This window comes from Qipengyuania flavescens, assembly GCF_029688735.1.
Taxonomy (GTDB): Bacteria; Pseudomonadota; Alphaproteobacteria; order Sphingomonadales; family Sphingomonadaceae; genus Qipengyuania.
In genome coordinates this window covers 23,210-48,978 of the sequence record NZ_JARULD010000004.1, presented here as the reverse complement: position 1 = coordinate 48,978, position 25,769 = coordinate 23,210, and the positions used below count along the sequence as shown (strand labels likewise).

Genomic DNA, 25,769 nt, shown 5'->3' with positions numbered 1-25,769 from the left:
CATCCCGACAAGCGCAACGCCGATTTCTGCAATAGATAGGTTCCGATTCGCAACGCACTGTTGACACCAATGTCAGTTAGGGCAGGATGCGAAACGAAGAGAGCGACCGCATCGCAGAGTCGCTCCGACGAGGAGAGAACCATGGCTACTGCCGCTGTCACCCGCCCCGAAGTCCGCTCCGAGCCGACTGCCTACGATGCGCTGAAGAAGCATTTCGAAGACCATCCGGAGCAGCGCCTCCAGCATCCGCACAAATGGGATGTCAGCCGCAGCGACATCTATGCCGAAAACACCTGGCACCCGATCTTTCGCGAAATGCGCGAAGCGGGGCCACTGCATTACATTCCCGAAAGCCCCTTCGGCCCGTACTGGGCGGTGGTCGGCCATAAGGCGATCCAGCATATCGAGGCCCTGCCGGATGTGTTCTCATCCAGCTGGGAGCATGGCGGGATTACCATCCTCAACCGCTTGACGGAAGAAGAGCTGGCGGCGTCCGGTATTGAGGGGCGCCGGGAATTGCCGATGTTCATCGCCATGGACCGTCCGCAGCATACCGGCCAGCGGCGCACCGTCGCCCCGAAATTCACTCCGAGCGGCATGTCAGAGATGGAACCCGAGATCCGCCAGCGCACCGGCGAATTGCTCGATAGCCTGCCCCGCGGCGAGGTGTTCGACTGGGTCGACAAGGTCTCGATCGAGCTCACCACCGGCATGCTTGCCATCCTCTTCGGTTTCCCTTGGGAGGACCGCCGCCTGCTGACCTTCTGGTCCGATTGGTCGGGCGATACCGAACTCGCCAGCGTGCGCGAACTCGACGAAATGCGCTGGGGGTTCTTACGAGAAATGGGCGCGTACTTCCAGTCGCTGTGGGTCGAGCGCACGCATGACAAGGAACCGGGCGACGATCTTATCTCAATGATGATCCACTCGCCTGCGATGAACCAGATGAGCCCCGAGGAATTCATGGGCAATCTCGTCCTTCTCATCGTCGGCGGCAACGACACGACCCGCAATTCGATGAGCGGTTTCGTTTACCAGCTCGACAAGAATCCCGACCAGCGCAAGCTGTTCGAACAGAACCCCGATGTGATCCCCAATGCGGTTCAGGAAATGCTTCGCATGCAGACCCCGCTGGCCCATATGCGCCGCACCTGCACCGAGGATACCGAAGTGTTCGGCCAGACGATCAAGAAGGGCGACAAGGTCGTGCTCTGGTATCTCAGCGCCAATCGCGACGAGGAGGTGTTCGAGAACCCCGACAAGCTGGACCTGACGCGCGAGAATGCGCGGCGGCACATCGCTTTCGGTTACGGCATCCACCGCTGCGTCGGTGCGCGGCTGGCAGAGCTGCAGCTGCGGATCCTGCTGGAGGAGCTACACAAGCGCCGCATCCGCGTGCATGTTGCCGGCGACATCGAGCGCGTGCGGGCGAATTTCGTGCACGGCTTCCGCAAGCTCGAGGTCGAGGTCACCGAGTTCTAAGCTCGATGCCCGCGCTTGTAACCTGAAGCAGCTTTCAAGCGTAGTTCAGATGCGGTGCGCTATCCTCCCCGCATCATGGAAGCAGACACGATGACCAAGACCGTACCCACCCGCCGCGGCTTTCTCGGCTGGATCGGCGCCTCCGCCAGCTTCGCTGCGCTCGCCGCATGCGGGTCTGGCCGGGCCGAGGCGAAGACCTTCCCGGTCAGGCTGAGCGAGGCGGAGTGGCGCAAGAAGCTGACCAAGAGCGAATTCGCCGTGCTGCGCAATGCCTCGACCGAGCGGCCCTATTCCTCGCCGCTCAACGACGAAAAGCGCGCCGGTACCTTCACCTGCGCCGGATGTGGCAACCGGCTCTATTCGTCGAAAACCAAGTTCGAATCCGGCACCGGCTGGCCGAGCTTCTGGGCCCCGATCGACAAGGGCGCGGTCGGCACCAGCACCGATTACAAGATCGGCTATCCGCGCACCGAAGTGCATTGCGCCGACTGCGGCGGGCATTTGGGACACATCTTCAACGACGGCCCCAAGCCGACCGGCAAGCGGCACTGCATCAACGGCGTCGCGATGGACTTCCGCCCCGCTTGATCGGGCCGGATCTACCGACTCAGTTCTTGAGCAGGATCGGGCACTGTACCCGCGCGGCGAGAAGCCCAAATTCCCGCAGCGAGAGGAAGTTCTCGAACGCCAGGCCATAGTTCGCATCGCGCCGCCATCGCACCTTGCACCGCGTCTCCTTCAGGAATTCGTTTGTGATCCGCAGGCTCTGGTCGACTGCGAAAACATTGTCGCATTCGAGCCGCGCGCCTTGCTGCGAGATGTTGGTGATGAAGGCGTTGGACTTTTGGGTCAGCGTCGAGGCGGTCACCGGCATCATGATATTGAGCCGTAGCTGGCGCTTGGGAAAGCTCCAGTTCTCCTGGATCAGGCGATCGACATCGATCTTTTCCGCGAATTTATAGCTGGCGTCGAAGTCGCGCGAGCGAACCTTGGTCAGCTCGTAGCTTTCGCCGTTCTGTAGTTCCAGGGCGATCGCAGCGTCGGTCGGCTGCGCGTGGAACGTGCGAATACTGACCCCGGTCGCCGAGACGTCGCGAATGACGCAGACGAATTCGCCTTGTCCGCAAACCAGCTTCGCCGCACGGATCAGCGAGGTATAGCGCTCGGCGGCGCGTTTCTCCGTTCCGTTGTCGGTGTTCGTATCGGCAGCCAGATGCCCCGCCGTGAAATCCATGTTCGCCCAACCCCAAATCGCTCACGGCTCACAACCGTCCGTTCGAAATCCCCTATCCCGAACGGCGTTCAATCATGGGAAATAGGCATCTACGGGTTAACACGGGGATAAGGCGGTCCAGGGCCAAGCGGACGCCGATGGTGCGGGTGGTGGGACTCGAACCCACACGAGCAAAGCTCAGGGGATTTTAAGTCCCCGGCGTCTACCATTCCGCCACACCCGCCGCGGCGGAAGGGTTAGGGTTTTAAGAAGAGCGACGCAATCGCCGATGACAGGGGCCGGCCGCGCGAGGTCAGTCCTCGTTGAGGCGGCGGCGCATATCCTTGCCCGGCTTGAAATAGGGCACGCGTTTTGCCGGAACATCGACCGATTCGCCGGTCCGCGGATTGCGGCCCTTGCGGGCTTCGCGTTCGCGCGTGGAGAAGGCTCCGAAACCGCGCAGTTCGACGCGGCCACCCTCTGCCAGGCGCTGGGCGATTTCCTCGAAGAAAATGTCGAGCACTTGCTCGACCTCCTCGTTACGCAAGTCGGGGTTGTCCTGCGCCAGGGCAGCCAGAAGTTCGGAACGGATCATCTGCGTTCTCCCGACCGGCTCCGCTTTCGGCAGCCAGCACGATGTGTGTTTTTCGCGACCCGCCCGACGCGCGATCCCTTGCGTGTCTAGACGAGGCGATAGTGGCAGAACCCCCGCCTGCCCGCAAGTTAGGATTTTCCGTGGATTATCGGCCCAGTCAGGCGTCCTGAAGCAGCTTGGCCGGTTCCACGCCGAGGCGCTTCATCCGGGCGCGGATTTCCGGCCACTCCTCGTCGAGAAACGCGCGCCGCTCGGTCTGCCTTAGACGATCCGCCGCGCCGCGGACGACATACATGCCGACGCCGCGCTGCACTTCCACCAGACCGTCATTCTGGAATTGCTGGTAGGCCTTGGCGACAGTCAGCGGATTGGCGCCCTGCTCCGATGCCAGCGCCCGAACCGAGGGAAGCATCTCGCCTTCGGCATAGCGCCCGTCGATGATGGCCGCGGCAATCATGTCGCGCAGCTTCAGATAGACCGGCTTGTTCTGGTTTGACATCGCGATTCCCCGAGACAGACTGCTACAGTGCCATAATACAGCGCGGCGCACAAGGTTCCCGCCCACTGCCCGACGTGTGCCATTCAGCAGCGCGCAATGCGGTCACGACTGTAACTAAGGCTTCACATGCGCGCCTGAGCCGCTAGGGTGCCCGCTTTCTTCGGGGAGGCGGCGCGCGTTCGAGCGCCTGCCGCATGAATAGGGATAATCGGACACCATGGTCGAAGGCGCCTTCTTCACTTTCGGTTCCGCGTACGAGATGTGGGCCTTCCGCATCGCGGTCGTGGCGCTGGTATCGTTCCTCATCGGCGGAATGGTGCTTGTCACCCGCCCGCAGGAAGAGGTCATCGGCCATCCCAAGGGCCTGTTCCTGCTGTTCATGGCCGAAATGTGGGAGCGCTTCTCCTATTACGGCATGCGCGCCCTGCTGATCTTCTACCTCGTCCAGCACTGGCTGTTCTCCGATGCCGAAGCCTCGGTCATCTACGGCGCCTATACCGCGCTGGTGTACATCGCCCCGGTCGTCGGCGGCTATCTTGCGGACCGCTATGTCGGGCAGCGCAAGGCGGTGTTGTTCGGCGCGGTCCTGCTGACCTTCGGGCACTTCTTCATGGCTTTCGAGGGCGACGGGTCGCTTGGCCAGGATAACCCGATGCTCAATGTGTTCTGGCTTGCGCTGGCGCTGATCATCGTGGGTTCGGGCTTCCTCAAGGCGAACATCTCGGTGCTCGTCGGGCAGCTCTATTCGCGCACCGACATCCGCCGCGATCCCGCCTACACCATCTTCTACATGGGCATTAACGTCGGCGCGGCGACTGCCTCGATCATCTGCGGCTATCTCGGCCAGACGGTGGGCTGGGAATACGGCTTCGGCCTCGCCGGTTTCGGCATGCTCATCGGCCTCGTCTTCTTCGTCATCGGCAAGCCGCTGCTGCGCGGCAAGGGCGAACCGCAGCATCCGGAACGCATTGCAGGCGGCAAGGAATACCTGATCTACGGCGCGGGCCTCGGCATGGTTGCACTCTGCTGGCTGGCCATCCAGTACCAGGAACTCGTCGGCGTGCTGCTTGGCGGGTTCGGCGGGGCGCTAGTCGCCTATGTCCTCTCGATCGTGACCTTCCAGATGGCCTACGGGTCGTGGAAAGCGGCACCGACGGTGCCCTTCTTCATCTACATCTCCAGCGCGGTCGGCCTGATCGTCTCGCTGATCGCGGCTTCGCAGGGTAGCGAGCCGGCGCAGTACACGGCGGGCGCTTCGCTGCTGGTCCTCATCGGGGTCCTGATCCAGCAATCGATGGTGAAGACCTTCCACGAGCGCGACCGCATCTTCGCGGCCATGTTCCTGATTATCGTCTCGGTGGTCTTCTGGGCGCTGTTCGAACAGGCCGGATCCAGCCTCAACCTGTTTACCGACCGTCACGTCGATACGGCAGGCGTCAGCGCATCGATCTTCCAGTCGGTCAATGCGATCTACATCGTCCTGCTCGCGCCGGTCTTCGCGATGCTGTGGCAGGGCCTGGCGCGCAAGGGCATGGAGCCGAGCACGCCGATGAAGTTCGGTCTCGCCGTCGTGCAGGTCGGCCTCGGTTTTCTCGTCCTCGTCTGGGGCGCGGAAAGCGTGGGTGTGAACGTGCCGACGCCGGTGATTTTCATCTTCCTGATCTACCTGCTGCACACCACCGGCGAGCTGTGCCTCAGCCCGGTCGGCCTCTCGGCCATGAACCGCCTCAGCCCGGCACATATCGCTTCGCTGGTGATGGGCACGTGGTTCTTTGCGTCGGCCACCGGCAACTTCGCCGCCGGCCTGATCGCCGCGGCCACCGGCGCCGAGGGTGTAGGCGAGGAGGCCGGCAAGCAACTGGTCCTCGACGTTTACGGCACCGTCGGCTGGTGGGCCGTCGGTATCGGTGTTGGCGTCATGGTGCTCAGCCCGCTGGTCAAGAAGCTGCTGCATCTCGACACGCTGCGCGACGACAATGTCGGCGACGATCTCGAAGGCCAGGCCGGTGCCGGTCTGGAGGCGCAGGAAGCCGGCATGCACCCCGCGACCAATCCGCAAATGCCCGGCAAGCACGAAGAGAACCGCTGATCGGCGGACACGTCTCGACGAAAGGCAATTGACCGCACGGGCCGGGGCAGCGATGCTCCGGCCCGACTGCTTTGGGGGACCCATGAAACGTTACGCTCTATTCGCCTGCGCCGCCGCCCTCGCGATGGCCGGATGTTCGACCACGGGAAGCGCCGACGACGCGTCCGACAAGGACTGGACGGCACCTGTCGGAGAAGACGGTAATGTGCCCTTCTCCTCCACCTACGAGCGCTATCCCGGGCGGCCCACCGCACTGGTCGGCGCAACCGTCTATGATGGCGCGGGCAACCGCATCGACAACGGAACGGTGCTGCTGCGCGACGGCGAGGTGGTCGGCGTGGGAGACGCCTCGCTCGACACTTCCGGCTACGATGTCCTCGACGGCAGCGGAAAGTTCGTGACGCCGGGCATCATCGACATCCACTCGCACCTCGGCGACTATCCGACGCCTAGCGTCGATGCACATTCGGACGGCAACGAAGCGACCAGCCCGACCACGCCCGAAGTCTGGGCCGAACATTCGGTCTGGCCGCAGGATCCCGGCTTCACGCGCGCGCTCGCCAATGGCGGGGTCACTGCGCTGCAAATCCTGCCGGGCTCGGCCAACCTGATGGGCGGTCGCTCGGTAACGCTCAAGAACGTGCCTGCCAGGACGGTGCAGGGGATGAAATTCCCCGGCGCACCCTACGGCTTCAAGATGGCCTGCGGCGAAAATCCGAAGCGCGTTTACGGCAATCGCGGCCGCATGCCCTCCACCCGCATGGGCAATTTCGCGGTTAACCGGCAGACCTGGCTCGATGCACGCGCCTATGACGGCAAGAAGCGCGACCTCGCCAAAGAGACGCTGAAGGGCGTGCTCGATGGCGAAATCCTGGTCCACAACCATTGCTACCGCGCCGACGAGATGGCGCTGGTCATGGATATGGCCAAGGAGATGGGATACAAGGTCAGCGCCTTCCACCACGCGGTCGAAGCCTACAAGATCGGCGACCTGCTGCGCGAAAACGACGTGTGCAGCGCGATCTGGGCCGACTGGTACGGCTTCAAGATGGAAGCTTACGACGGTATCCTCGAGAACGCCGCCTTCCTCCAGCGCGAAGGGGCCTGCGTAGTGATCCATTCGGACAGCGCGCAAGATATCCAGCGCCTCAACCAGGAGGCCGCGAAGGCGCAGGCCGCGGGTCGCCGCCTGGGCATCGATATTTCCGATGCGACCGTGATCGGCTGGATCACGCTCAACGCCGCCAAGGCGATGGGGATCGACGACATGACCGGCAGCCTCGAAGCCGGCAAGATGGCCGATGTCGTGCTGTGGAACGGCGATCCGCTGAGCGTTTATTCGCGCCCCGAGAAAGTCTGGATCGACGGCGCGCTGATGTATGACGCGCTGGACCGCAAGCGTCGGCCGGTGAGCGATTTCGAACTCGGCCAGCCGGGCGAAGGAGATGTGAAATGAAACGCGCTCTCGCCATTGCCGCCGGCTTGCTCGCCTGGGCCTCCGCCCTTCCCGCTGCCGCACAGAACATCGCCATGACCGGCGTGACCGTCGCCACCGGGGACGGCTCCGACCCGATCGAGAACGGCGCGGTGGTCGTGGAGAACGGCCGCGTGGTCTACGCTGGGCCTGCTGCAGGCATGCCGCAGAATGCTATGCCGCTGATGGAGGCGGCACCCGGAACCTGGGTCACGCCGGGCCTCGTCGCCACGGTCACGAACCTCGGCCTGTGGGACGTGGGCGCAGTCAGCGAGTCGAACGATATCCGCGCCAGCGATTCGCCCTTCAGCGCTGCGCTGGACGCGGCGCCGATCGTCAATCCGGCATCGCAGCATATCGCCATCCACCGGGCAGCAGGCGTCACGCGCGCAGCCACGGTAACGTCGGCGAGCAGTTCGATCTTCGGCGGACAGGGCGCAATCATCGACCTCGGCAGCGATTCGCAGGCGGTGACGCGCGCACGGGCGTTCCAGACCGTATCGCTCGGCGAAAGCGGAGCGCGCCTCGCCGGTGGCAGCCGTGCATCGGCCCACGCCCTGCTGCGCAACGCCCTGCGCGAGGCGAACGAGTTCGGCAGCGACGCGCGCATCCCCGGCATCCGCTCGCGACCTGCCGAACAAGGCGTGGGTGACGATGTGCCCCTCGATCCGCGACTGGTCGACAACCGGGCGGAGCGGGGCGACGATGTCTTGCTTAGCCGCTTCGACGCCGCTGCACTCGTGCCTGTCGTCCGCGGCGAGCAACCGCTTTACGTCATGGTCGAACGCGCAGCGGATATCCGGAGCGTGCTGGCCCTGAAGCGCGAATTCGCCAATCTCGACCTCGTACTGGTCGGCGCGAGCGAGGGCTGGCTGGTCGCGAGCGATATCGCCGCTGCCGGGGTGCCGGTGATCGCCGACGGGCTCGACGATTTGCCGCAGGGCTTCGAAGAGCTCGCCGCGACGCAGAGCAATATCGGCCGCATGGTGAAGGCAGGCGTCACCGTCGCGATCAATGCGGCCGCGATGGAGAACCCGCGTAATCTCAACCAGTATGCCGGCAACCTTGTGGCCCTGTCGCGCATTCCCGGCGCCGACGGGCTGAGCTGGGGGCAGGCGTTCGCCGCCATCACCTCGGTCCCAGCACGGATTAGCGGGCTCAGCGGTCGTGCGGGTGTGCTTGCGCCCGGTGCTGCGGGCGATGTGGTGATATGGGATGGCGATCCGCTGGAAGTCGGCGCGATGCCGACCCGCGTCTTCATCGACGGGGTGGAACAACCCCTCGAGAACCACCAGAGCCGCCTGCGCGATCGTTATCGCGATCTCGACGAACGCGACTTGCCCAAGGCCTACGACTGGTAAGGTGACCAAAGATATGCGGACGACTTTCCTCGCTCTGGGCGCGGCGGCGCTGGCGGTCGGGTTCCATACCCTGTCGGCACAGGACGGCGCGCCCGACCGCTCGCAGGACATCGCCTGGATGAATGCGCAGCAGAGCTATCTCGCGGGTCTGAAGGCCGAAGACGGCTGGCGCTACGAGCCGGGCGGGCTGCGCTGGCGCTATGTCGATTATGCAGGCAGCGAGCGCAGCCCGACCGTCGAGGACACGGTGACGGTGCATTATGCGGGGACCTTCATCGATGGCGAAACCTTCGATTCGAGCTTCGACCGGGGCGAGCCGGCGACCTTCCCGCTCGGCCGCCTGATCAAAGGCTGGCAGGTCGCCATTCCGAAGATGGGCGTGGGCGACACGATCGAAGTCGCGATCCCGGCCACGTTGGCTTACGGAGTCGAGGGCAAGGGCCCGATCCCGGGCGGTGCGACGCTGCTGTTCAAGGTCCAGCTGATCGATTTCGAAGCCGCGAAATAGCCGCGCAAGACATGCCGCTTGCAAAAAGGTTTCGATCTGCTACCTATGTTGACGCTGTAAACATAGGAGTGGGTGATGGATCAGGCTCTCGTTTCGCTTCTCGCTGCATCGGTGGCCTTCGTCGGCACGCATTTCGCACTATCGCATCCCCTGCGGGCGCCGCTGGTATCGGCATTGCGCGAAGGCGGCTTCATGCTCGTCTACAATGCTGTGGCCATCGCCTGCATGGTGTGGATGTACCTAGCCTTCAAGGACGCTCCGCCGGCCGATCTTGGCGGCTCGGGAGAAATCGGCTGGGCCGTTGGGACCCTCCTCACCCTGCCTGCCTTGGCGCTGTTCCTCGGCGCGATGACGCCGCGCAATCCGGCGATGCCGACGCCGGGAGCGGAGGCGGCAGCGCGGGCGGGACCGGCGGGAGCGTTTCTCGTGACGCGCCATCCGATGATGTGGGGCTTTGCGCTCTGGGCATTGTCCCACATCGTGCTGTGGTGGAGCACGCGGACGCTGATCGTCGCCGGAGCGATCCTCGTCCTCGCGCTGGTCGGAGCGAAGCTGCAGGACGCGAAGAAGCGCGGCCAGATGGGCGATGCATGGCTGGCATGGGAAGCCGAGACGAGCTTCGTCCCGCGCTTGTCGAAGCTTGGGGCGCTCGGCTGGAAGGGCTGGCTTGCAGCCCTGCTCGCCTGGGGCGTGCTGATGTGGGTGCACCTGCCGCTGGGCGGGATCCCGGCGGGTGTGTTTCGCTGGATCTAGCTACCCGTAAAGTTCGGTGGCCGCTTCTCGATTAGCGCGTTCACACCCTCCATGTGATCCTCGGTCAGGTGCATGAGCGCCTGCGTGTTCGCCGCCATCTCCAGAGCAGTGTCGTAGCTGACCGAGCGCCCCTGCCGCATGAGGTTCTTCGCCTGCCGCAGCGCATGCGGGGGCATGGCCGCGACCTTGCTCGCAAGCGCGCGCGCCTCGTCCATCAGCGCATCACCCTCCACCACGCGGCTGACGAGGCCCCAGTCCTGCGCGGTCGCGGCGTCGATCACGTCGCCGGTGTAGAAAAGCTCCGCCGCGCGCGCCTCGCCGATGATGCGCGGCAGGATCCAGGTGCCGCCATCTCCCGGGATGATGCCGAGCTTGAGAAAGGTGACACCGAACTTCGCCCTGTCACTGGCAATGCGCATGTCGGCCAGACAAGCGAGGTCGCACCCGAGCCCGATCGCCGGCCCGTTGACCGCCGCGATCAACGGCACGCGCAGCCCGTAGAGCGCGCGCAGCACCTTGTGGATGTTGTTGCGATAGCCGTCCGAGATTTCCGGCGCGGTCCCGCCGAATGTCCCGGTCCGCTCCTTCATCGCCTTGATGTCGCCGCCCGCACTGAACGCCCGCCCCGCCCCGGTCAGGATCACGCAGCGCACGTCCATGTCCGCATTGATCGCATCACAGGCCGCCGCAAAGGCGTCCCCGTCGCCCGAAGCCCCAAGCGGGTTCATCGTGTCGGGGCGATTGAGAGTGAGCGTCGTAATGTGGTCGGCGGTATCGATGGAGAGCAGGGTCATGGGCGGAAGGTCCTTTCGCCCAACTCCATGCCACTACCCAATCACTTCGTCACCCCGGCCGCCGAGCCGGGGTCAAGCTACTTTCGAGCGCGACCTTGGGAAAAGCGGAACCCCGGATCAAGTCCGGGGTGACGGTTCCGTCGGACTATTGTCGAGCCAGCGGCCGTAATTTCGGATCGTCCCTGGCCAATCGTTAGGCCAATCCGGAAAGTTGCTTTCGTGAAATCCGCGCTGTTCGGCCCAGTCTCGTGGCCAGTCCATCGCTATGTCATCCTCGTCGATCTTCAAATCGAGGATGAGATCGTCGTCAGGGTGCGGAGTAAGTCTCGGTTCGACGTAGAATACTGCTTTCTCCCAAAGGAAATCCGATACTTCCGGAGAGCAATCCTCTTCCATCATTGCAATAAACTGCTGCTTCGTCGGGTTGGGGCGGCTGGCTTCGACGCGTCGGTGCGCCCTTCGAATGCTCCAGAACCCATAAAGCATAGCAATGCTAAGCGCAGAAATGACCCACAACGTGACTGCGAGCCATCCGGGAATGCTCAGCAACTCACCCACGCTGCGCTAAGTTAAGCCCGCGCCTCTTCCACGCCTGCGCTGTTGTGGCGCAGCGCGTTCAGCACCGTATCGACGATATGCGGCGCATTCAGGCCGGCCTCGTCATACTGCTTCATCGGGTCGTCCTGGTCCTGGAACACATCGGGCAGGCGCATGGTGCGCACCTTGAGGCCAGTGTCGGTCAGGCCGTTGTCGCTGGCGTAGGTCAACACATGCGCGCCGAGGCCGCCGATGGCGCCTTCCTCGACCGTGACCACCACCTCGTGGCTGCGTATCAGCTTTTCGATCAGCGCGGTGTCGAGCGGCTTTGCGAAGCGCAGGTCGGCGACCGTGGTCGAGAGGCCCTTGGCTTCGAGCTGGTCCGCGGCCTTTTTCGCCTCCTCCAGCCGCGCACCGAGCGACAGGATCGCGACCTTGGTGCCTTTGCGCACGATCCGGCCCTTGCCGATCTCGAACTTCTCTAGCTTCTCAGGGATTTCCACGCCCGTCCCGCTCCCGCGCGGATAGCGGAAGGCGATCGGGCCGTCGTCATACTCGGCCGCGGTATAGGTCATATGCGCCAGCTCCGCCTCGTCGGCGGCGGCCATCACGACCATGTTCGGCAGGGTGGCGAGATAGGTGATGTCGAAGCTGCCCGCATGCGTGCAGCCGTCGGCCCCCACCAGCCCGGCGCGGTCGATCGCGAAGCGCACGGGCAGGTTCTGGATCGCCACATCGTGCACCACCTGGTCGTAGGCGCGCTGGAGGAAGGTCGAATAGATCGCCGCGAAGGGGCGCATGCCTTCCGCCGCAAGACCCGCCGCGAAGGTCACGCCGTGCTGTTCGGCGATGCCGACATCGAAGGCCCGGTCGGGATGCGCCTTCGCGAATTTGTCGACGCCCGTCCCGCTCGGCATAGCGGCGGTGATGGCGCAGATGCGCGGATCGCTGTCGGCCAGCTTGGCCAGCGTCTCGCCGAAAACATTCTGGTAGGCGGGCGGGCCGCCGCTGGACTTCTTCTGCTCGCCGGTCACGACATCGAACTTGGCGACGCCGTGATACTTGTCGGCGCTATTTTCGGCCGGGGCATAGCCCTTGCCCTTCGTGGTCACGACATGGATCAGCACCGGGCCCTGCTCGCTGTCGCGCACGTTCTCCAGCACCGGAATGAGGTGGTCGAGATTGTGCCCGTCGATCGGGCCGACGTAGTAGAAACCGAGCTCTTCGAACATGGTCCCGCCGGTCACCATGCCGCGGGCGTATTCCTCCGCCTTCTCAAGGCCGCCCCACACGCGGCGGCCCATCTTGCGGGCGATCTTGGAGGCCATGCTGCGCAGGCCGAGATATTCGCTGCTCGACACCATGCGCGCGAGATAGGCGGACAGGCCACCCACCGGCGGGGCGATCGACATGTCGTTGTCGTTGAGGATCACCACCAGGCGGTTGCCCGCCTGTTCGGCATTGTTCATCGCTTCATAGGCCATGCCCGCGCTCATCGCACCGTCGCCGATCACCGCGATGCCGCGCCCCGGGCGGTTCTGCATCTTGTTGGCCATGGCGAAGCCCAGCGCCGCGCTGATCGAGGTGGAGCTGTGCGCCGCGCCGAAGGGGTCGTACTCGCTCTCCGCGCGCTTGGTGAAGCCGCTGAGGCCGCCGCCCTGGCGCAGGGTGCGAATGCGATCGCGCCTGCCAGTGAGGATTTTGTGCGGATAACACTGGTGGCCCACGTCCCACACCAGCTTGTCGGTCGGCGTGTCGAAAACATAGTGGATCGCGGTGGTCAATTCGACCACGCCGAGACCCGACCCGAGATGCCCGCCGGTCGTGCCCACGGCATCGATCATTTCTTCCCGAAGTTCGTCGGAAAGTTGGCGCAATTGCTCTTTCTTGAGCTTGCGGAGATCGTCGGGTGTTGCGACCGTGTCGAGCAGCGGCGTCTTGGGACGGGTAGTCATGCGAATGCCTTACACCCGCATATCCGACCTGTCGATGAACGGTTTGACAGGCGAATGACCCGCTTCGCCGCCCGTGTCAGGCTGCGCAATCGTCGCACAAGCCGCGCAACTCGACCACGGGGCGCACGTCGGTAAAGCCTGCCGCCTTGCCCGCATCGCGCAGCGTCCCCGTCACGCGCTCGTCGTCGAGATGGGTCGCTTTCCCGCAATCGTCGCAGATCAGGAAGATGCAGTCGTGCCGGCAGCCGGGATGGGTGTTGACGAGATAGGCATTCGCGCTCTCGATCCGGTTGGCGAGATTATTGCGCACGAACAGGTCGAGGATGCGATAGACGCTGTTGGGCGCGACCCGTTTCCCGCGCGAGGCGGAGAGATTGTCGGCGATGTCGTAGGCGCTGGCGGGCCGGTCGTGCTTCGCCAGTTCCTCGAACACGGACTGGCGCATGCCGGTCCACTGCTCGCCATGCTCGGTCAGGGTGTGGCGTGCCGCGTCGATCAGCGCGTCGCCTTCATGCTCTTTGTGGGAATGGCCGCTCATGGGGCGAGAGGTAAGCCCGCCCTGCGGCGCTATCAAGTCAGTTCGGCTGGAACTTCGCGCTGTAGACGCCCGGATACATCGCCTTCAGCGCACGGACCTTCGGCGCATCCCAGCGCACGATATAGCCGTGGCGAGGGTTTTTCAGCATGAAATCCTGGTGATAGGTTTCGGCGTTGTAGAAAGCCTGCGCCCGCTCGATCTTCGTGACGATCGGCTTGTCCCACAGCTTCGCCGACTTGAGTTGGCCGAGATAGGCCTTGGCGACCGCGTTCTGCTCCGCCGAAAGCGGGACAAGGGCGTTGCGATAATGCGCGCCGGTGTCCGGGCCCTGGCGGTTGAGCTGCGTGGGATCGGTCACGACGGAGAAGAAGATGCGCAGCAATTGGTCGTAGCGAATGACCTTGGGATCGTAGACCACCTTCACCGCTTCGGCATGGTCGGTCATGCCGCTGGAGACGAGCTTGTAATCGGCCTGCCGCTCTGTGCCGCCGTGATAGCCGGAAACGGCGCTCTTTACGCCTTTCACATGGCTGAACACGCCCTCGACGCCCCAGAAGCACCCACCGGCGAAAATCGCGGTCTTCAGGCCGTTACCTTCCTTGGCGATGCGCTTGGCCTGCGGAGCCTCCACCACCGTTTCGGCGGCAATGGCGGGCTCCATACAGGCGCTTGCGCTAAAGGAGAGCGCAGCCGCGAGGAGAGACGCGCGAAGCTTCATCAGAAGATGGATGCCACGAGCTGCGGGACGGCAGCAAGGATTTCGCCGCCACCGGCGATAACGATGGCAAGGGCTCCGGCAGCGAAACCGATGCCGAAGTTGCGATAGAGGTCGGGGGTGAAGAGTTCCATGGTGGGTCTTTCGTCAGTCTTGCCCACATGGTTACACCGGCCGCAATTGCGACATGCTTAATGCGATGGTTGTGAACTATTCAGCCGATCAGCCCGCAAGCTGAATGGGCCGTCAATGGCGGAAGTGACGCATCCCGGTGAATACCATGGCGAGCTCGCGTTCGTTGGCGGCGGCGATAACCTCGTCGTCGCGGATCGAGCCGCCCGGCTGGATAATCGCTGTCGCGCCCGCTTCGGCGGCGGCCAGCAAACCGTCGGCGAAGGGGAAAAAGGCATCCGATGCCACAGCGCTTCCGACAGCGCGGCTTTGCTCCCAGCCGTATTTCTCCGCCGCTTCGTCTGCCTTGAGCGCGGCGATACGCGACGAATCGCGGCGGTTCATCTGGCCCGCTCCGATTCCGGCGGTGGCGCCGTCCTTGGCATAGACGATCGCGTTCGACTTTACGTGCCGCGCCACGGTCCAGGCGAAGAGGCAATCCTTCAATTCTTGCTCGGTCGGTGCGCGTTCGGTCACGACTTTCAGCTCGGCCTCGCTGATCGCGCCATTGTCGCGCGTCTGCACCAGAAGGCCGCCGGTGATCGGCTTGACGCTCAACCCGCCGCGGCGCGGATCGGGCAGGTCGCCGGTAACTAGCAGGCGCAGGTTCTTCTTTTTCGCGAAAGCCTCGCGCGCTTCGTCGGTCACCGAGGGAGCGATGACGACTTCGGTGAAGATCTCGCAGATCGCCGCCGCCGTCTCGCCATCGAGCTCGGTATTGACGCAAACGATGCCGCCGAAGGCCGAGACGCTGTCGCACGCCAGTGCTTCGTTCCACGCGTCAAGCAAAGTCGCGCCTTGCGCCACGCCGCAGGGGTTGGCGTGCTTGACGATGACTACTGCGGGATCGCCGCCCTTGAATTCGGCGCACAGTTCCAGTGCGGCATCGGCATCGTTGTAATTGTTGTAGCTGAGCTCCTTGCCCTGCAGCTGCTCGGCCTGCGCGATGCCGCGCGCATGCGGACCGACCGGCGTATAGAGCGCGGCCTTCTGGTGCGGGTTCTCGCCATAACGCAGCTCGACCGGCGCCTTGCCGTTGATGGCCAGGAAATCGGGGAAAGTCTGCTGCTGGTCGGCGAAAGCGAACCACTGGCTGATCATGCTGTCGTAGGCAGCGGTTGCGGCAAACGCCTTGGCCGCACATTTGCGCCGGAAATCGAGGCTGGTCGCGCCGTTCGCATCCAGCTCGCCCAGCAGCGTATCGTAATCCGCCGGGTCGGTGACGATGGTCACGAACTGGTGGTTCTTCGCGGCGCTGCGCACCATGCTCGGACCGCCGATATCGATATTCTCGATGATCTCGTCGCGTTCCGCATCCTTCGCCACGGTCGCCTCGAACGGGTAGAGATTGACCACTACCAGATCGATGGCGCCGATCTCGTGCTCCTCCATCGCGGCGGCATGATCCGGATTGTCGCGCACGGCGAGGAGGCCACCATGGACCATCGGGTGCAGCGTTTTCACCCGCCCGTCCATCATCTCGGGAAAGCCGGTGAGGTCGGAAACGTCCTTCACCTCCAGCCCCGCTTCGCGCAGCGCCTTCGCGGTGCCGCCGGTCGAGACCAGCTCTACGCCCTTGGCGGCTAGCGCCTTGCCGAGCTCCACCAAACCGCTCTTGTCGGACACCGAGAGCAGTGCCCGCTTGATTGCTACATCCGTCACGTGAAATTTACCCCATGCGTTTAAGCAGCCAGGGGAAGCGCCCCCCGCTGCGCGGCGTCAGTCCTTCGACGACCAGCTGTTTCGTCGCCCGCGGACGGCCATGGCCATCGACCCACAGGCTGTCTTCGAGCGTCATTTTCGCCTCGCCGTTATCGCCGCCGAGCCGGAATTGCCAGTAGCTGCCGTCCGGGAGGGCGAGGCCCGCGCCGCGATTGTCTTCCGATAGGCCAGCCTCGATCCCGTAACCGAGATGGAAGCGGATCGCGAAGGCGATCTTGCCCCGCTTGCCTTCCTTGCCCGACGGTTCGAGCAGGTCCTCGCCGCGCAATTCCTCGCCATCTGCCGAGAGCAGCAGGATGCGACGGTGGAGCAGGCCGTGGCGCGCGGCATAGCCATTATGCGCCGCCTCCAGCCGGGTGGCGTCGCGCCCGCGCTGTTTCACCACGGTGCGCGCGATATCGACTTCCTCGACGCCCTTGCCGATCTGGCCCTTGATCAGCACAGCGGTGGAATTGGCATCGTCGAGCACCAGCGTCGAATGCGCTGCCGTGCCGCGCAGACCCTGTTCGATGCGGATCGGCACCTGCCCGCCTGCGAGTTCCGCGCCGCCACAGTTGACGATGATGCGCTGTTGCTTCGCGGAGAATTCGAACGCCAGCGTCGAAGCGCAACCATGGCGGGCGTGGCGCGGGCGCGGTGGCGGCGCGGCGTCCAGCACCAGCACGCTCTTGCCGGCATCGACGCGCTGGTATCCCCAGTGGCGCGTATCTTTGGCCGGACGGGCGCGCACGCCGGTCGCTTCTATCAGCGCATCCAGCCGGGCGGCGGAGGTCTTGCCTGCGCCCTGCCAGCTGCCCAGCGCCCGGTCGCCCATGCGCAGCGTGAGCAGCGGCGGGACCAGCAGCGCGATCATGGTCTCCAGCGCGGCGGGAGGGTCGCGATCGACCGCATCGTAACACGCCTTGAGGTCGACCAGCAGCGCGATCGCTTCCATCTGTGCCAGCGGGCTGCGAGACAATACGCCGCCATCGTCGCTCACCAGTTCGCCGAGCGCGCGGAGCAGGCCCGCTTCGCTGTAGAGCCGGCGCGGACGGCCATCGGGCAGCAGCAATCCGGCTGCGGTAATCGCGCACCAGCCTGCAACCTGGCCCAGCCGGTCGCCGGCGCTCGTGACATTGCGATCCAGCCAGCGCGCGGTCGTTTCCATCTGCTCCAGCATCCGCGCTCTCGCAGCGGGATCGCCCGACAGGATCAGCGGCGCGTGGACGAACCAGCCGAGAAGGCGCAGGCCCGCATTCTCGACGGTCCAGGCCGCGCCCTTGCCCGGACCTGGATTGGCTTTGAGCCATTTACGCAAGGCCCGCTCGGCAATCGGCGCGCATTCTTCGCGCGGGGCACAGGCGGAGAGATCGCGCAGCCAGGTAAAGCCGTGGACCACGCGCAGGAACGGTGGAGTCAGCGGCGCGGAACTGGCGAAATCGACCTTGTCGATCGGCGCCTTGAGCCCGTGCACCTGCAGTTGCCCCGCGCGCAGCGCCATGCCTGCCGCCCGGTCGCCCTCCAGCGGCGACATGACCGTGCCGAGCATCCGCGGCGCAGCGGGCTTGCGCAGCGGGGCCGCCAGCAGGCTGCCGGGCACGCCCAGCCGATACGCCCAGCGCAGCGCGGCATCCACCGGCCCGGCCTGGGGAGGCTTGAAATCGGAAAGAGCGAGGACGCGTCCGGGCTCCTGCGGCACCTCACCCACCGCCGCAGCCTCGCCATCGATCACCAATGGCTCGTCCGCATCGCCTAGCGGCAGCGCGAGCGCATCGGCGGTGTCGAGCGTGCGGTCGTCCTCGCGCAGCAGCGTGTGGACGCCTTCGGTCATTGGCCGCCCTTCAACGCAGCGATGTTGGCGGCATATTGCCCCGGCCCGCCCTTGAAGGTGGCCGAACCGGCGACGAGCACATCCGCGCCCGCATCGACGCACAGCCGCGCGGTTTCTTCATTGACGCCGCCATCGACTTCGAGGTGGATATCCTGCCCGGTCCTGTCGATCATCTGGCGGATCGCCTCCACCTTGCGCAGCTGCGAATGGATGAAGCTCTGCCCGCCGAACCCGGGATTGACGCTCATCACTAGCACGAGGTCGACCTCGTCGATGAGATAGTCGAGCATTTTGGCAGGCGTGCCCGGATTGAGCACCACGCCGGCCTTCTTGCCCAGCCCGCGGATCGCCTGCAGCGTGCGGTGGATATGCGGCCCGGCCTCGGGATGGACGGTGATGATGTCCGCCCCCGCTTCCGCGAAAGCTTCGAGATAGGGGTCGATCGGCGCGATCATCAGATGCACGTCGAACGGCTTGTCGGTGTGCGGGCGGAGCGCCTTCACCACCGCTGGGCCGATGGTGATATTGGGCACGTAATGCCCGTCCATCACGTCGACATGGATCCAGTCCGCCCCCGCCTCGTCGATGGCGCGGACCTCTTCGCCCAGCCGCGCGAAATCGGCCGAGAGGATGGAGGGGGAGATCAACGGTTGGGTCATGCGGGCGCGGGCCTTGGTCGCGTGTGAGCCTCGGCCAGCCCTACGCGCGCGAAACGGCGGTTAACAAGCTGGCGCAAAGCCTTTTCCACATGCCGCGAGGCCGCTAGGGCGATGCGATGAGCGTTCCCCGCAAGCTGACCGCGAATTTCGTCGAGACCGAGATCGACGACGAAATCCTGCTGGTCGATCTCGACGGCGGAGAACTGTTTTCGCTCTCGGGCACGGGACGGGAAGTCTGGAAGATGATCGACGGAGAGCGCAGTGCGGAGGCGATCGCCGAGGCCCTGAGACGGGAATTTTCTGCGCCCATCGAAACCATCGAGCGGGACGTGAGCGCTCTCATCCGCGATCTGGAGCAGTCCGGACTCGTTAAGCTTTACTAGATTTTCGCTGCATTTGCGCTATCTTCCCAGGCAATCGCGAAGGAAACCGAGATGACCGACCGGAATATGCAAGATCACGCCGGAAAGCGCGAATGGATCGCCCCGGCACTCGTGCGCCTGGGCACGATCCGCGACATCGCAGGCCCTCGAGGCGTCAGCACCCAGGCTGGGCCGAACGCACGATCCTGACCGCTTGTCGCAAGGCCTTCCGAGGCGGTAACAGCCCTTGTTTCTCGTCTCATCACCGGTTCAAGACGCAAAGATGGGCACTATCGCGCCAGAGTGGTGGCGCGAAGGCGATGGTTCGCTTGCGCGCTGGTCGTCGGACGGCTTCGATTGCATCGCCTCGGATGCATCTGCCGATCGAAGAGGCCAAACTCTTTTTTTCGGCTCGATCGACAATTGCGAAGAACTTCGCCAACAGTTGTCCTTGGCGCCCAACACAACCCCCGCACGAATTTATCAAACCGCACTTGGCCGGTGGGGCGACGCTGCGGAGATGCGGGTAATCGGCCATTACTGCGCCGCTACCATGCTTGGAGAAAGTCGCCTTCGACTTGTTAGGTCACCATGGACCGCACCGCCGCTGCATTTCGTTGCGCGCCGCGATCGCATGGCTGCTTCACCGATCCTGAACGCCATCTTCTGGACCGGTATCGAGCGCGAAATCGATTACGCGCATCTGGCCGATCAGCTCGCTTTCGATCACCACGATCTGGAGCCACGCGGCTGGTTTCGCGGGATCGGCCGGGTGCCCCTCGGATCACGCATTGTGGTAGAGCGCGATAGGATGACGATCGACCGCTACTACGATCCCGTCGCCATCCCCGATATTCGCTTTGTTCGGGACGATGACTACGTCGAGGCCGCACGCGGACTGCTCGACCAGTCGGCTCATCATGCGCTGGATCGCTCGAAGCGCCCCGCCATCATGCTATCCGGAGGGCTCGACAGCCCCATCGTCGCCGATGCTCTTTTGCGGGCGATGCCGGATGAGAAGGTTTTGCCGAGCTACACCCATGGTCCTGTCGACGGTTGGGATGGTATTGCACCTGCCGGGACCTTCGGTGACGACCGGCCTTTCGTTCGTGCTTTCGCCCGCCAGCATTCGCGGTTGCGGCCTCACTTCCCGGACCCCGCGCCGGCAGAGCAGGACTATCGCCTCCGCGATTTGCTCGATTTCACGGCAAGTCCGACGGCGAATGTCGCCAATATCGGGTTTTTCCATCTCTTGCTGGAAACTGCCGCCTCGGACGGCCGCGATACAATGCTGACCGGCATGCTTGGCAATTTTACCATCAGCCTCGACGGGCGCTGGGCCGCACCCGAGTATCTGCGCCGCGGCAGGTGGCGGTCATTGTACGCGTTGCTGTCGCGCGAAACCGAGGGTGATGAACGCGGCACCGTGCGACGGTTGTTCGCGGAGGCAGTGCTGCCGCATTTCCCCTCGAAGCTGCAAACCCGTATCAGAAATCTGGTCCATCGCGACAAGCCCGGCGACATCCCGCCCTTTGCGCTGCTGACCGAGGTGGCGCGGCAGGACTGGCGTCAGCGCAAGCGCCAACAGCGACGGGCCAAAATCGGTGATCCGGCCGCCATAGAGTGCACACGTGCCGAATCTATCCGGGGCATGTGGGCCAGCGCCGACAGCGGCGAAGACCTCGATCTCGGCCTCGCACGCCTGCACCGTATCGGCTTCCGCGACGTCACCGCCCATCGTCCCCTTATCGAGTTCTGTCACGGGCTGCCCACCGACCAATTCGTGCGTAATGGCAAAACGCGCTACCTCGCGCGGCGGCTGGCGGAAGGCATCATGCCGGAAAGCCAGCGGCAAGAGACACGCATGGGACGACACAACGCCGACTGGCACGCACGGCTGGGCGCGCGGCGTGCGGAATTGCTGCAAACTGTGCGCCAGATGGCTTCGCACGAGCAACTGACCCGAATCATCGACCTTGAGCGGATGGAACAGCTGCTGCGGCATTGGCCGGAAAGAACTCCGGCGAATGCGCGAGACAGTCTGCCCCGCGCCATCGGCCTGACTCGCGCGTTGAGCGCAGCGACCTTCATTGCGCACGCCGAGCGAAGGAACGATTTTTGATCGGGACCTTGCGGATACTCGCCAATCTCGCAGGGGGGCCTCGATTAAGCCTGCTCGTCGGGCTTACTGCACTCATGGCTGCGAGCGAGGGTGTCGGGCTATTACTCCTCGTGCCGCTGGTCGCCTCGCTCGACCAGGACCGCACATTTGCCGCATTGCCGCTCGACCTGCCAGACTGGCCGCTCGGCGTGCTGCTCGCCATGTTCGTCCTGCTAGTAGCAATCCGCGCGATAGCCGATGTCGCGCGCAGCTTGCTGGCCCAGCGGATCGAAGTGGGAGTGGTCGACGGATTGCGCGGCTGCGCAGTCCGCGCGCTGTTGGGTGCGGAGTGGCGTGCGCTTGCCGGGATGGAGCAGAGTGCCAGCCGCGCCCTTATCATTACCTCGGTGGACCGGGTGGGCGAGGCGGTGACCTATTTCACGACGCTGCTGAGAACCGGCCTTGCACTCGGCGCGCTGACACTGGCCGCAGTGGCATTGTCACCAGTGGTGGCGCTGGGCGGCGCGGTTGCAGGTATCGCCGCGCTTGTCGCCTTGCGCTGGTTGAGAACCGATGCGCGCCGCCTCGGCGAGGAGCTTTCGCGGCGCTACGAAGCGATCTACGCTCGGCTCGAAGCAAGCCTTTCGGGCCTGCGCCTGATCAAGAGTTTCGGACGCGAGGAGGCGGAAGCCCGCAGGCTGTCGACCACCTTCGAGCGGATGCGCTCTGCCGAATATGCCTATATCCGCGGCGCGGCCATCGCCCGGGCCATCCTGCAGCTGGCTGCGGCGTGCGTGCTGGCTTTGGCGGTCTGGCTGGCCATGATGCTCTGGGACGTGCCAATGGCGATGCTGCTCGCCTTCGTGGCTCTGGCCGTTCGCGCCATCCCTTTGATGGAGGCGTTGCAAATGTCGGCGCAAGGCTGGAACCATGCCGCGCCCGCCCTCGCCGAGGCCCGCGAGCTTATCGCCCGAACCGAAGAGCAGGCCGAGACGCCTCCTGCCGGCGAGGCTCCGCGCTTGCGCACCTCTATCGCGCTCGAGCTCGCAAGCTTCGCCCATGACCGTGAACGACCAGCCTTGCGCGACGTCTCGCTGGAAATCCCGCACGGCGAGATCGCTGCGCTTACCGGCCCGTCCGGTGCCGGCAAGAGCACGGTCGCCGACCTGCTCGGCGGACTGATTTCGCCCGATAGCGGGAACGTATTGGTCGACGGCGACCCGTTGGACGGCGCGGCGCGGCAGGCATGGCGAACGCGCGTGGCCTATGTCCAACAAGACCCTGTGCTGTTTTCCGGTAGCGTGCGCGATAATTTGCTCTGGGTCGAGCCCGATGCGGAGGAATGCCAACTCCGTGAAGCCTTGCGCCGCGCTTCGGCAGACTTCGTTCACGACCTGCCGGGCGGCATCGACTGCCAGATCGGCGAATCAGGCCGGGCGCTCTCTGGCGGGGAACGCCAGCGGATCGCCCTCGCCCGGGCGCTGCTGCGCGAGCCAGACCTGCTCATCCTCGACGAGGCGACCAGCGCAGTCGATCCGGGCAGCGAAGAAAAGATCGCGCAAGCGGTGGCTGGGCTCGAAGGCAAATGCACCGTGCTGGTCATCGGTCACCGTGGAAGGCTGGCAGAAATGGCATCGCTCAGGTTCGCGCTCGAGAACGGACGTCTAAAGCCTTCCTGAACACCGTGCCCTTGAAAAGTTCAGCCGCAATTCAGAGCTGTCCGGCTAAAAAACGGGGCACATCGAAGGTGCGCCGATTGCGCACCCGTTCCGCCCGCGACCGGGCGCGAGAGACGACACCAGGGATTGTTATGACACGCCGCTTGAAGACCCTTACCGGCCTTGCCGCCACCGCCGCGATTGCCGCCGGCACACTCACCGCGCCTGCCGCTGCGCAATATCGCCAGAAAATTACCGAGAACCCGGCAAAATGCGCCGCCGGGGCAGGGCCCGCCGTGCGCGTGACCATCACCGGCATCAAAGAATCGAGCGGTACGATCCGCGTGCAGAGCTATCGCGGGACCAAGGAAGACTGGCTCGAGAAGGGCCGTTGGATCAACCGCATGGAAGCACCTGCACGGGCCGGCACGATGACCTTCTGCATGCCTGTGCCACGGCCCGGCACTTACGGGATCGCCGTGCGCCACGACATCAACGGCAATGGCGAGACCGACATCTTCTCCGACGGCGGAGCGATGTCGAACAACCCCAGCATCAACATCTTCAACCTCGGCAAACCGAGCTACAAGAAAACCGCCTTCAATGTCGGATCGGGCGTCGAATCGATCAGCATCCGGATGCGCTATCGCTGAGCGCGGCGCTTGCGCCAGAGCTCGGCCAGCGCGCCCGGCGCCGCGAGCAGCGGATGCTTTTCGCGGAACGGCGTAACCTCGAGCGTAATGCCCGTGTGCCGGTGCAGCTTCCAGGCGGCATAGTCTGCCGCGCCATCGAAGGTCGTCGTCGCCTTGGCCAGACGCAGCAGGTTGAGTGCCTTCCCCGCACGCGCGCGAGCATGCCACCAGCGCAGGATTTCGGCCTTCCCCCGCGCGGTAAGGTGGGGCGACAGTCGCTCGCCATCTCGCGTGAATTCGATCCCCTGAGCCTCCCACGCCAGCGGCAGCAGCCCGTCGAAATGCGCCCGGTTTACCGACAGGATCGAGTCCTCGCGCCCCGGCTTCTCCACGCGGAACTCCGCGCGATAAGTCGCCTGGAACAGCGGCCGCCAGAAATCTGCCGCCGTTCCGCTCTTTGGGCCTAGCGCAGCAGCCAGCCGAGCCGCGGTCTGCGCCGCTTGCGAAACCGATTCCGCAATCGCCTTGCGCTGCGCCTCGTTACGCGCCCAGATCAAAGCGCTCGGCTGGACGAAGCGTGCCCAGATCGTCGTGTCGCGCGATTGTCCGCGCGCCGCCTTGGCAAACTGCTCGAGCGAGAGGGTGGCGATCTTGGCCCGCAGGATTTCGCTGCGATAGCCCCACTCGCGATAGCTGACGCGCGGCCAGATCCGCTCGCGCTGCGGCCCCGGCAACAGGACGTAAAAATCGAGCACGCCCTCCAGCGATCCTGTCCTGAGGTTCGAGCCGTAGAAGAGCACGCCGAGCGCGTCCGCCTCTTCGCCTAGCATCCTCGCATAGGCGGCCACCTCCGCGCGGACATCGCGCGCAAGGCTCTCGCGCACCCGCTCGTCCAGCGTATCGGTCACGGTGCGATGAAGGTAAGCTCGGGCCCCTGCCCGACAACATAGGTGCCTGCCGGAAAACTTTCGCCGTCGAGGATCACCGGCTCCCCCACCTCAATCGCAAAGCTTTCCGCGGACAGCTGATGGAAGCCGCCCTTCGCCAGCCATTCGGGTCGCCAACCCAGGAGAATGGCCGGGGCCAAACCCATGATGCGCCGCCGCGCCGTGTCGAGCACGGCCAGCCTGATGCCCTCGCTACCCGGCGCGAACAGCTTGATATCGAGCGGCATTTTTTCGAGCGTACTCGCCAAGACCAGCGTGCGCCGCCCGGGGTCACCATGCTCCGACCGCGGCATCGGTTCGCCGGACGGCAGATAGTTCAGCTTCGTCGGCGTGCCGCGCCGCCACCGGTTGGTATCGGTGCCGAACAGCGCCTGCAGCACGCCCCATGCCCCCGTTGCCCCGACGGCGAGCGAATTGAAGAACCCGAGGTCATGCGCATCCTGCCCCACCTCGACACCGAGCGTGAAAGCGCCGCACCCGAAGATGAAGCCGAGCATCGGAGTGTCGCCCGCACCCTCGCGCGCCACGGACAGCGGGCGCCGCACGATCCGGCGGCCGGTCGCATAGGCGGCGATCGCATCAGGCAGGTTCCAGCCCGCAGGCGCGCCCAGATCGACATTGAGGGCATTGGTCTTGCCCTTGGGCAGGATCGCGAGCGCCGGCCACGTCTCGCCGAACACAGCCTGCCCCATCGTCAGCACATCGCGCACGGTCCCGTCGCCGCCATTGATGATGAGATAGTCGATGCCCTGTCGCGCAAAATCGGCAAGCGCGCTGGCAATATCCTCGCGCCGGTCGGGCTGGGCCACGGTAATACCGGGCCGCTCGGTACAGTCGAGATCCTGGCCCTTGTTGCGATGGCTGCGCGGATTGTAGATCACGCCGATCCGCGGCTCGCGCGAAATCGACGCGCCGCTGCCCCTGGTCGGCGCGGCAGGGCGCCCCTCGGCTGCTGCGGTCATCGCCAGCGGGTCGAAACGGTAGACGGTTTGATCCATGGTCGCCCGGAGCCTTAACCGTTTAGGCGGGCCCATTCCTAGAGGTAAAAGAGTGCGAACGGACTCAGGCTTGCGCCGAGGTGTGTGAACCGAAGCGACAACCAGACCGAAAAAATGGCGCACCCGACATGAAAGTGATGGGCACTGTAATCATTGGAAATCCTGGTTTCGCCGCGCTCATATCGGCAGCTTCGTG

Annotated in this window: 26 protein-coding genes and 1 tRNA gene; 12 read left to right on the top strand and 15 right to left on the bottom strand. The window is 64.6% G+C overall.

Annotated features, from left to right (window positions below; translation table 11 throughout):
- Positions 1 to 141 precede the first annotated feature (141 nt).
- Positions 142 to 1,482 carry a cytochrome P450 gene (locus tag P8R33_RS11520; protein ID WP_278329106.1) on the top strand — a complete coding sequence of 447 codons (1,341 nt, stop codon included), beginning with the start codon at positions 142 to 144 and terminating at the stop codon, positions 1,480 to 1,482.
- Between the two features lie 90 nt (positions 1,483 to 1,572).
- Positions 1,573 to 2,070: a peptide-methionine (R)-S-oxide reductase MsrB gene (gene msrB, locus P8R33_RS11515; RefSeq protein ID WP_278329105.1), complete on the top strand. Its 498-nt coding sequence runs from the start codon at positions 1,573 to 1,575 to the stop codon at positions 2,068 to 2,070.
- A 19-nt stretch (positions 2,071 to 2,089) separates the two neighbouring features.
- On the opposite strand, the gene P8R33_RS11510 is transcribed toward msrB, so the two are convergent.
- From P8R33_RS11510 to P8R33_RS11495, 4 genes are all read right to left on the bottom strand, one after another.
- A complete protein-coding gene (locus P8R33_RS11510; RefSeq protein ID WP_278329104.1) occupies positions 2,090 to 2,716 on the bottom strand; it encodes a PilZ domain-containing protein in 627 nt (208 codons plus the stop codon).
- Positions 2,717 to 2,854: 138 nt separating this feature from the next.
- Positions 2,855 to 2,939: transfer RNA gene (locus tag P8R33_RS11505), tRNA-Leu, on the bottom strand.
- A 69-nt stretch (positions 2,940 to 3,008) separates the two neighbouring features.
- Positions 3,009 to 3,290 carry an integration host factor subunit beta gene (locus P8R33_RS11500; RefSeq protein ID WP_278329103.1) on the bottom strand — a complete coding sequence of 94 codons (282 nt, stop codon included), beginning with the start codon at positions 3,288 to 3,290 and terminating at the stop codon, positions 3,009 to 3,011.
- A gap of 157 nt (positions 3,291 to 3,447) precedes the next feature.
- Positions 3,448 to 3,789: a GntR family transcriptional regulator gene (locus P8R33_RS11495; RefSeq protein ID WP_278329102.1), complete on the bottom strand. Its 342-nt coding sequence runs from the start codon at positions 3,787 to 3,789 to the stop codon at positions 3,448 to 3,450.
- Positions 3,790 to 4,006: 217 nt separating this feature from the next.
- Here P8R33_RS11495 and P8R33_RS11490 point away from each other — a divergent pair, with 217 nt between their 5' ends.
- The 5 genes from P8R33_RS11490 to P8R33_RS11470 all read left to right on the top strand — a co-directional run bounded on the left by P8R33_RS11490 (position 4,007) and on the right by P8R33_RS11470 (position 9,974).
- Positions 4,007 to 5,878 (top strand): peptide MFS transporter, encoded by a 1,872-nt coding sequence (locus P8R33_RS11490; RefSeq protein ID WP_278329101.1) that lies wholly within the window; start codon positions 4,007 to 4,009, stop codon positions 5,876 to 5,878.
- A gap of 82 nt (positions 5,879 to 5,960) precedes the next feature.
- On the top strand, positions 5,961 to 7,334 hold the full coding sequence (locus tag P8R33_RS11485; RefSeq protein WP_278329100.1) for an amidohydrolase: 1,374 nt from the start codon (positions 5,961 to 5,963) through the stop codon (positions 7,332 to 7,334).
- On the top strand, positions 7,331 to 8,713 hold the full coding sequence (locus P8R33_RS11480) for an amidohydrolase family protein (RefSeq protein WP_278329099.1): 1,383 nt from the start codon (positions 7,331 to 7,333) through the stop codon (positions 8,711 to 8,713). The genes P8R33_RS11485 and P8R33_RS11480 overlap by 4 nt, the downstream gene beginning before the upstream one ends.
- Positions 8,714 to 8,726: 13 nt before the next feature.
- Positions 8,727 to 9,221, top strand: coding sequence for an FKBP-type peptidyl-prolyl cis-trans isomerase (locus tag P8R33_RS11475; RefSeq protein ID WP_278329098.1), 495 nt, complete (start codon positions 8,727 to 8,729; stop codon positions 9,219 to 9,221).
- 75 nt (positions 9,222 to 9,296) lie between these two features.
- Entirely contained in the window at positions 9,297 to 9,974 is a 678-nt protein-coding gene (locus P8R33_RS11470; protein WP_278329097.1) for an NnrU family protein, read from the top strand.
- On the opposite strand, the gene P8R33_RS11465 is transcribed toward P8R33_RS11470, so the two are convergent.
- The 9 genes from P8R33_RS11465 to rpe form a co-directional block, all read right to left on the bottom strand.
- Entirely contained in the window at positions 9,971 to 10,768 is a 798-nt protein-coding gene (locus P8R33_RS11465) for a crotonase/enoyl-CoA hydratase family protein (protein WP_278329096.1), read from the bottom strand. The two genes, P8R33_RS11470 and P8R33_RS11465, sit on opposite strands and share 4 nt — an antisense overlap.
- 117 nt (positions 10,769 to 10,885) lie before the next feature.
- A complete protein-coding gene (locus P8R33_RS11460; protein ID WP_278329095.1) occupies positions 10,886 to 11,326 on the bottom strand; it encodes a hypothetical protein in 441 nt (146 codons plus the stop codon).
- An 11-nt stretch (positions 11,327 to 11,337) separates the two neighbouring features.
- On the bottom strand, positions 11,338 to 13,260 hold the full coding sequence (gene dxs / locus P8R33_RS11455; RefSeq protein ID WP_278329094.1) for a 1-deoxy-D-xylulose-5-phosphate synthase: 1,923 nt from the start codon (positions 13,258 to 13,260) through the stop codon (positions 11,338 to 11,340).
- 76 nt (positions 13,261 to 13,336) lie between these two features.
- The gene (locus P8R33_RS11450) at positions 13,337 to 13,798 is read right to left on the bottom strand and encodes a Fur family transcriptional regulator (RefSeq protein ID WP_278329093.1); all 462 of its coding nucleotides are present in this window, start codon (positions 13,796 to 13,798) and stop codon (positions 13,337 to 13,339) included.
- 37 nt (positions 13,799 to 13,835) lie between these two features.
- Positions 13,836 to 14,459, bottom strand: a complete 624-nt coding sequence (gene msrA, locus P8R33_RS11445) for a peptide-methionine (S)-S-oxide reductase MsrA (RefSeq protein WP_278329091.1) — start codon at positions 14,457 to 14,459, stop codon at positions 13,836 to 13,838.
- Between the two features lie 56 nt (positions 14,460 to 14,515).
- Positions 14,516 to 14,647 (bottom strand): hypothetical protein, encoded by a 132-nt coding sequence (locus P8R33_RS11440; protein WP_278329090.1) that lies wholly within the window; start codon positions 14,645 to 14,647, stop codon positions 14,516 to 14,518.
- Positions 14,648 to 14,759: 112 nt separating this feature from the next.
- The gene (gene purH, locus P8R33_RS11435) at positions 14,760 to 16,346 is read right to left on the bottom strand and encodes a bifunctional phosphoribosylaminoimidazolecarboxamide formyltransferase/IMP cyclohydrolase (RefSeq protein WP_278329089.1); all 1,587 of its coding nucleotides are present in this window, start codon (positions 16,344 to 16,346) and stop codon (positions 14,760 to 14,762) included.
- A gap of 7 nt (positions 16,347 to 16,353) precedes the next feature.
- Positions 16,354 to 18,216 (bottom strand): heparinase II/III family protein, encoded by a 1,863-nt coding sequence (locus P8R33_RS11430; protein ID WP_278329088.1) that lies wholly within the window; start codon positions 18,214 to 18,216, stop codon positions 16,354 to 16,356.
- Entirely contained in the window at positions 18,213 to 18,875 is a 663-nt protein-coding gene (gene rpe, locus P8R33_RS11425) for a ribulose-phosphate 3-epimerase (RefSeq protein WP_278329087.1), read from the bottom strand. The genes P8R33_RS11430 and rpe overlap by 4 nt, the downstream gene beginning before the upstream one ends.
- 116 nt (positions 18,876 to 18,991) lie before the next feature.
- On the opposite strand from rpe, the gene P8R33_RS11420 reads away from it, so the two are divergent.
- The 5 genes from P8R33_RS11420 to P8R33_RS11400 all read left to right on the top strand — a co-directional run bounded on the left by P8R33_RS11420 (position 18,992) and on the right by P8R33_RS11400 (position 23,649).
- Positions 18,992 to 19,258 (top strand): PqqD family protein, encoded by a 267-nt coding sequence (locus tag P8R33_RS11420; protein WP_278329086.1) that lies wholly within the window; start codon positions 18,992 to 18,994, stop codon positions 19,256 to 19,258.
- A gap of 51 nt (positions 19,259 to 19,309) precedes the next feature.
- The gene (locus P8R33_RS11415; RefSeq protein ID WP_278329085.1) at positions 19,310 to 19,447 is read left to right on the top strand and encodes a hypothetical protein; all 138 of its coding nucleotides are present in this window, start codon (positions 19,310 to 19,312) and stop codon (positions 19,445 to 19,447) included.
- Positions 19,448 to 19,871: 424 nt separating this feature from the next.
- On the top strand, positions 19,872 to 21,359 hold the full coding sequence (locus tag P8R33_RS11410; RefSeq protein ID WP_278329084.1) for an asparagine synthase-related protein: 1,488 nt from the start codon (positions 19,872 to 19,874) through the stop codon (positions 21,357 to 21,359).
- A complete protein-coding gene (locus P8R33_RS11405; protein WP_278329083.1) occupies positions 21,356 to 23,017 on the top strand; it encodes an ABC transporter ATP-binding protein in 1,662 nt (553 codons plus the stop codon). Before P8R33_RS11410 ends, P8R33_RS11405 begins: the two co-directional genes overlap by 4 nt.
- Before the next feature lie 131 nt (positions 23,018 to 23,148).
- Entirely contained in the window at positions 23,149 to 23,649 is a 501-nt protein-coding gene (locus tag P8R33_RS11400; protein ID WP_278329082.1) for a DUF2141 domain-containing protein, read from the top strand.
- Here P8R33_RS11400 and P8R33_RS11395 read toward each other — a convergent pair.
- On the bottom strand, positions 23,640 to 24,536 hold the full coding sequence (locus P8R33_RS11395; protein WP_278329081.1) for a hypothetical protein: 897 nt from the start codon (positions 24,534 to 24,536) through the stop codon (positions 23,640 to 23,642). The genes P8R33_RS11400 and P8R33_RS11395 overlap by 10 nt on opposite strands.
- On the bottom strand, positions 24,533 to 25,573 hold the full coding sequence (locus tag P8R33_RS11390) for a diacylglycerol/lipid kinase family protein (protein ID WP_278329080.1): 1,041 nt from the start codon (positions 25,571 to 25,573) through the stop codon (positions 24,533 to 24,535). The genes P8R33_RS11395 and P8R33_RS11390 overlap by 4 nt, the downstream gene beginning before the upstream one ends.
- Positions 25,574 to 25,769: the final 196 nt, after the last annotated feature.

Bases quoted from the DNA above. Each gene is read 5' to 3' on its own strand.
- P8R33_RS11495 (WP_278329102.1), bottom strand. From the start codon at position 3,789: ATGTCAAACCAGAACAAGCCGGTCTATCTGAAGCTGCGCGACATGATT.
- P8R33_RS11470 (WP_278329097.1), top strand. From the start codon at position 9,297: ATGGATCAGGCTCTCGTTTCGCTTCTCGCTGCATCGGTGGCCTTCGTC.
- P8R33_RS11430 (WP_278329088.1), bottom strand. From the start codon at position 18,216: ATGACCGAAGGCGTCCACACGCTGCTGCGCGAGGACGACCGCACGCTC.
- P8R33_RS11410 (WP_278329084.1), top strand. From the start codon at position 19,872: ATGGCTGCTTCACCGATCCTGAACGCCATCTTCTGGACCGGTATCGAG.
- P8R33_RS11420 (WP_278329086.1), top strand. From the start codon at position 18,992: ATGAGCGTTCCCCGCAAGCTGACCGCGAATTTCGTCGAGACCGAGATC.
- P8R33_RS11475 (WP_278329098.1), top strand. From the start codon at position 8,727: ATGCGGACGACTTTCCTCGCTCTGGGCGCGGCGGCGCTGGCGGTCGGG.
- dxs (WP_278329094.1), bottom strand. From the start codon at position 13,260: ATGACTACCCGTCCCAAGACGCCGCTGCTCGACACGGTCGCAACACCC.
- P8R33_RS11510 (WP_278329104.1), bottom strand. From the start codon at position 2,716: ATGGATTTCACGGCGGGGCATCTGGCTGCCGATACGAACACCGACAAC.
- P8R33_RS11485 (WP_278329100.1), top strand. From the start codon at position 5,961: ATGAAACGTTACGCTCTATTCGCCTGCGCCGCCGCCCTCGCGATGGCC.
- P8R33_RS11480 (WP_278329099.1), top strand. From the start codon at position 7,331: ATGAAACGCGCTCTCGCCATTGCCGCCGGCTTGCTCGCCTGGGCCTCC.
- P8R33_RS11500 (WP_278329103.1), bottom strand. From the start codon at position 3,290: ATGATCCGTTCCGAACTTCTGGCTGCCCTGGCGCAGGACAACCCCGAC.
- P8R33_RS11390 (WP_278329080.1), bottom strand. From the start codon at position 25,573: ATGGATCAAACCGTCTACCGTTTCGACCCGCTGGCGATGACCGCAGCA.
- P8R33_RS11400 (WP_278329082.1), top strand. From the start codon at position 23,149: ATGACACGCCGCTTGAAGACCCTTACCGGCCTTGCCGCCACCGCCGCG.
- msrA (WP_278329091.1), bottom strand. From the start codon at position 14,459: ATGGAGCCCGCCATTGCCGCCGAAACGGTGGTGGAGGCTCCGCAGGCC.
- msrB (WP_278329105.1), top strand. From the start codon at position 1,573: ATGACCAAGACCGTACCCACCCGCCGCGGCTTTCTCGGCTGGATCGGC.
- rpe (WP_278329087.1), bottom strand. From the start codon at position 18,875: ATGACCCAACCGTTGATCTCCCCCTCCATCCTCTCGGCCGATTTCGCG.
- P8R33_RS11450 (WP_278329093.1), bottom strand. From the start codon at position 13,798: ATGAGCGGCCATTCCCACAAAGAGCATGAAGGCGACGCGCTGATCGAC.
- P8R33_RS11415 (WP_278329085.1), top strand. From the start codon at position 19,310: ATGACCGACCGGAATATGCAAGATCACGCCGGAAAGCGCGAATGGATC.
- P8R33_RS11490 (WP_278329101.1), top strand. From the start codon at position 4,007: ATGGTCGAAGGCGCCTTCTTCACTTTCGGTTCCGCGTACGAGATGTGG.
- P8R33_RS11440 (WP_278329090.1), bottom strand. From the start codon at position 14,647: ATGGAACTCTTCACCCCCGACCTCTATCGCAACTTCGGCATCGGTTTC.
- P8R33_RS11520 (WP_278329106.1), top strand. From the start codon at position 142: ATGGCTACTGCCGCTGTCACCCGCCCCGAAGTCCGCTCCGAGCCGACT.
- P8R33_RS11465 (WP_278329096.1), bottom strand. From the start codon at position 10,768: ATGACCCTGCTCTCCATCGATACCGCCGACCACATTACGACGCTCACT.